The 3,064-nt window shown below is 65.2% G+C and carries 7 protein-coding genes and 1 pseudogene; 3 read left to right on the forward strand and 5 right to left on the reverse strand.

Annotated elements, in window-relative coordinates:
* On the forward strand, positions 1–506 hold a 506-nt coding region (locus QOD90_RS29825), incomplete at its 5' end, for an EamA family transporter (protein ID WP_526355916.1).
* 17 nt (positions 507–523) lie between these two features.
* On the opposite strand, the pseudogene cwsA (QOD90_RS29830) reads toward QOD90_RS29825, so the two are convergent.
* Positions 524–646: pseudogene (cwsA, locus tag QOD90_RS29830) on the reverse strand (cell wall synthesis protein CwsA); the annotation flags it as partial.
* Here cwsA (QOD90_RS29830) and QOD90_RS29835 point away from each other — a divergent pair.
* Entirely contained in the window at positions 591–767 is a 177-nt protein-coding gene (locus QOD90_RS29835; protein ID WP_526355928.1) for a hypothetical protein, read from the forward strand. The pseudogene cwsA (QOD90_RS29830) and the gene QOD90_RS29835 sit on opposite strands and share 56 nt — an antisense overlap.
* Positions 768–836: 69 nt before the next feature.
* Here QOD90_RS29835 and QOD90_RS29840 read toward each other — a convergent pair whose 3' ends face one another.
* From QOD90_RS29840 to cwsA (QOD90_RS29855), 4 genes are all read right to left on the reverse strand, one after another.
* Positions 837–1,088 carry a hypothetical protein gene (locus QOD90_RS29840; protein ID WP_526355918.1) on the reverse strand — a complete coding sequence of 84 codons (252 nt, stop codon included), beginning with the start codon at positions 1,086–1,088 and terminating at the stop codon, positions 837–839.
* 265 nt (positions 1,089–1,353) lie between these two features.
* Positions 1,354–1,509, reverse strand: coding sequence for a hypothetical protein (locus tag QOD90_RS29845; protein WP_526355920.1), 156 nt, complete (start codon positions 1,507–1,509; stop codon positions 1,354–1,356).
* Positions 1,509–1,790 carry a DUF732 domain-containing protein gene (locus QOD90_RS29850; RefSeq protein WP_526355922.1) on the reverse strand — a complete coding sequence of 94 codons (282 nt, stop codon included), beginning with the start codon at positions 1,788–1,790 and terminating at the stop codon, positions 1,509–1,511. The genes QOD90_RS29845 and QOD90_RS29850 overlap by 1 nt, the downstream gene beginning before the upstream one ends.
* Before the next feature lie 252 nt (positions 1,791–2,042).
* Positions 2,043–2,453 carry a cell wall synthesis protein CwsA gene (cwsA, locus tag QOD90_RS29855; protein ID WP_526355924.1) on the reverse strand — a complete coding sequence of 137 codons (411 nt, stop codon included), beginning with the start codon at positions 2,451–2,453 and terminating at the stop codon, positions 2,043–2,045.
* 100 nt (positions 2,454–2,553) lie between these two features.
* On the opposite strand from cwsA (QOD90_RS29855), the gene QOD90_RS29860 reads away from it, so the two are divergent.
* Positions 2,554–3,064, forward strand: a 511-nt coding sequence (locus tag QOD90_RS29860) for a peptidylprolyl isomerase (protein ID WP_526355926.1), incomplete at its 3' end; no start/stop codon positions are given.

The following is a 3,064-nucleotide window of genomic DNA, read 5'->3' on the forward strand; positions in this document are numbered from 1 at the left end:
CGGCAGTCGGTGTCCTGCTCCTCACCGAGCCGTGGGCGGGCGCGATCGACCCCTTGGGGGTGCTCTATGCACTTGGCGCGGGTGCACTTTGGGCGTCTTACATCGTCCTGACGCAACGCATCGGCGACAGGGTCGCCGGGCTCGACGGACTGGCCCTGTCGATGGTGGTGTCGGGAGTCGTGAGCACTGCGATCGTCGGCCCCACGGTCATCCCTCGCCTCACCTGGCATCTGATCGTGATCAGCCTAGGGATTGCGGTGCTGTGCCCAGTGCTGCCCTTCCTGCTCGAGTTCTGGGCACTGCGCCGCCTCTCCACCGGGGTATTCAGCACGCTGATGGCCGTGGAACCCGCCTTCGGAATGCTCGCGGGCTTCGTCATCCTGAACCAAGTGCCCGATGTCTACGAAGCATGTGGAATCGGCCTAGTGATCGTCGCCGCTTTCGGTGCTGCGCGCGGTGGCGCTCGAATGGAAGCGGTTGGCGCTCCGATCGTCGGGAGTCGATGAACGCCACTGCCGCACTGTGGCTTTGGCGTTACCTCGACGCTCGGTGGTCGCGGCGACGGATCCGGCTGCGTCGAGCGCCGCACGATGGAGAAGCCCGGATTCGTACGCCGCAAGCCGCCTGCGACCAACGCCAGGCTCACCGAAGTGGTGCTGACTGCGGCACTCCGACGCATCGGCGACTCGAACGCGGCGCGCGAACACGTCGTCGCTGGTATCAACACGTGCCCAGTGGACGCACTCAAGCTCACCGGCGACTGCTAGTCCAGTCGGCCCCCTCCAGCACACCCGGGCCCCGAGCTGCGAGGTGAGTTGCGACAGATTGGCCCTGTTTCAGGGCTTCTCGGAATCCAATTGGTGACTGTCAAGACACTTCAGCTCGCCACTGTCGAGCACGACGGCCCATCTCCGTGCTGGAGCCGCGATCTCGGTTGCGCCTATGACGACGGGGACGCCCACGTCGTCGCCGAAGTCTTCGACGATGATGCCGCCGGTGTCGCTGTGTTCGCCGGAAGTGACGCGCACTCGCATGCCGACGGTGAAATCGGGAGCGCCCTCGCTGCGCTCGAAGTCATCTGCAACCACGATCAGAACCCCCAAACAAATTAAATTGTCGTGCGCGTGAATCCGTATCTAAGCATTTAGCCAGTTTTCCGACGGCCAAACGACAGCATCGCCGCATTACGCAAAGTTGACGGTTTTGCACCCATCCCCGGATTGCGCCGCACGAGTGCACACGGAACAGCGTGGCCATTCGGGATTCGGCGCGCTGGCGATCCTGGTCGGCATGTGTCTCGTCGGCATCGTCGGACACGACGCCTGATCCATCGCCGAGTTCGACCCGCCAGCGCTAGGTCCACGCGTGCTCGCGCCACCGCCAGGCGCTGTCGTGGACGAACTCGGCCATGCTGCGCGGTGATCGGCCAAGCAGCCGTGCCACGTCGTCGGTCAGCGGTTGCCTTTGGGGGCGCAAGCGAGTCAGCGGGTACCGGTGTGCTTCACCCATCAGCAACCGAAGTTGGCAATTGCCGCCGCGACGATGGCCGACGCCACGAGCTCATTGACCACCAGGTCGCTTTGGACCATGTTCACCGCGCCCGGTGTCGCCCGACCGGCGCTGACGTATCGACAGACCTTGAAACCTTCGGCGAGTAGTTGGTCAGCCGTCAAGTAGGCGAACCTGGGTTGCAGTTGGGCCAGGTAGTCGGCCTGGCCAGCCGCCGCGGCGGGTGGGGCTGCTCCGATAGCGGTGCCGATCGCCAGAAGAATCACGCTCAACGCCCTCATCTGCCTTCTCCTCTCGCCCGGAAGCGCCCCGAAGTGTCCTTCGATGAGCGGTGCCGACGTCTTCAACGGACGAGTGTCCGTCTCGTTTGGGGATACCACCTGGGCGCGAATCGAATCCTCGGCTCAGTTACCGTGTCGCGCCGTCGCCCGGACGATTGGACCGTGTGGACGAAGGTCGCAGATGGGCTTCTCGTGCCAGGGGTGAGTGCCGAAGGCCGCTGCTTGCGGGACACAGTGAAAGCCGTTGCACCACTAGGGCTTTGGCGTGACTTCCACGCTCGGCGGCCTCAGAGAGGGATCCGGCTGCGTCGAGCGCCGCACGATCGAGAAGGTCACCGCGCCAACCCCGAGTACCGCGGCACCCGCCAGCGCAAGCAACAGAGGGCGCGGCCGACGCCTCGACCGGCGGACGTTCTGCAATGTCTCCGGTAGGTTGGCGACGACTTCCCGTCCGGCGGCGAGCTCCGTGGCGAGCGTCTCCTGGGCAACGCGTGCACTGTGGCGGTAGTGGCTCCCCAACCACGCGACCGACGACTTCGCCGAGGTCAACCCGATGCCCAGTGCACCCCGGGTGATGTCGACCGGTCCCGAGGCCGAGTGCTTCAGACCGCGGGCGAATCGTTCTCCGGAGGTCATGCGGACCGTGCTCGTCTTCGAGCTCATGGCTGAACCTCTTCCAAGGGTCGGGATGGCATCGGGATCGTGGCGTTCAGCCTGCCATCAACTCCCAACGGTAGGGGCCACATCGGTGCGCGCGGTGCGGATGGCACACTTGAATCCCGTGACGAGCCCCATACAGACAGCGACCGCGACCCTGCACACCAACCGCGGTGACATCAAGATCGCACTCTTCGGCAACCACGCCCCCAAGACGGTTGGAAACTTCGTCGGACTGGCCCAGGGCACCAAGGACTACAGCACCGAGAACGCCTCGGGCGGCACCTCCGGCCCGTTCTACGACGGCGCCGTGTTCCACCGCGTCATCGAGGGCTTCATGCTGCAGGGTGGCGATCCGACCGGCAGTGGTCGCGGTGGCCCCGGCTACAGGTTCGCCGACGAATTTCACCCCGAGCTTCAGTTCGACAAGCCCTACCTGCTCGCCATGGCCAACGCAGGCCCAGGCACCAACGGATCGCAGTTCTTCATCACGGTCGGCAAGACGCCGCACCTGAACCGCAAGCACACGATCTTCGGCGAGGTCGTCGACCCGGACTCGCAGAAGGTCGTCGACGCCATCGGAAAGACCGCGGTGGACGGCAGCGACCGCCCGCTCG

Origin of the sequence: Mycobacterium sp. (assembly GCF_032161845.1) — a bacterium.
Lineage (GTDB): Bacteria > Actinomycetota > Actinomycetes > Mycobacteriales > Mycobacteriaceae > Mycobacterium.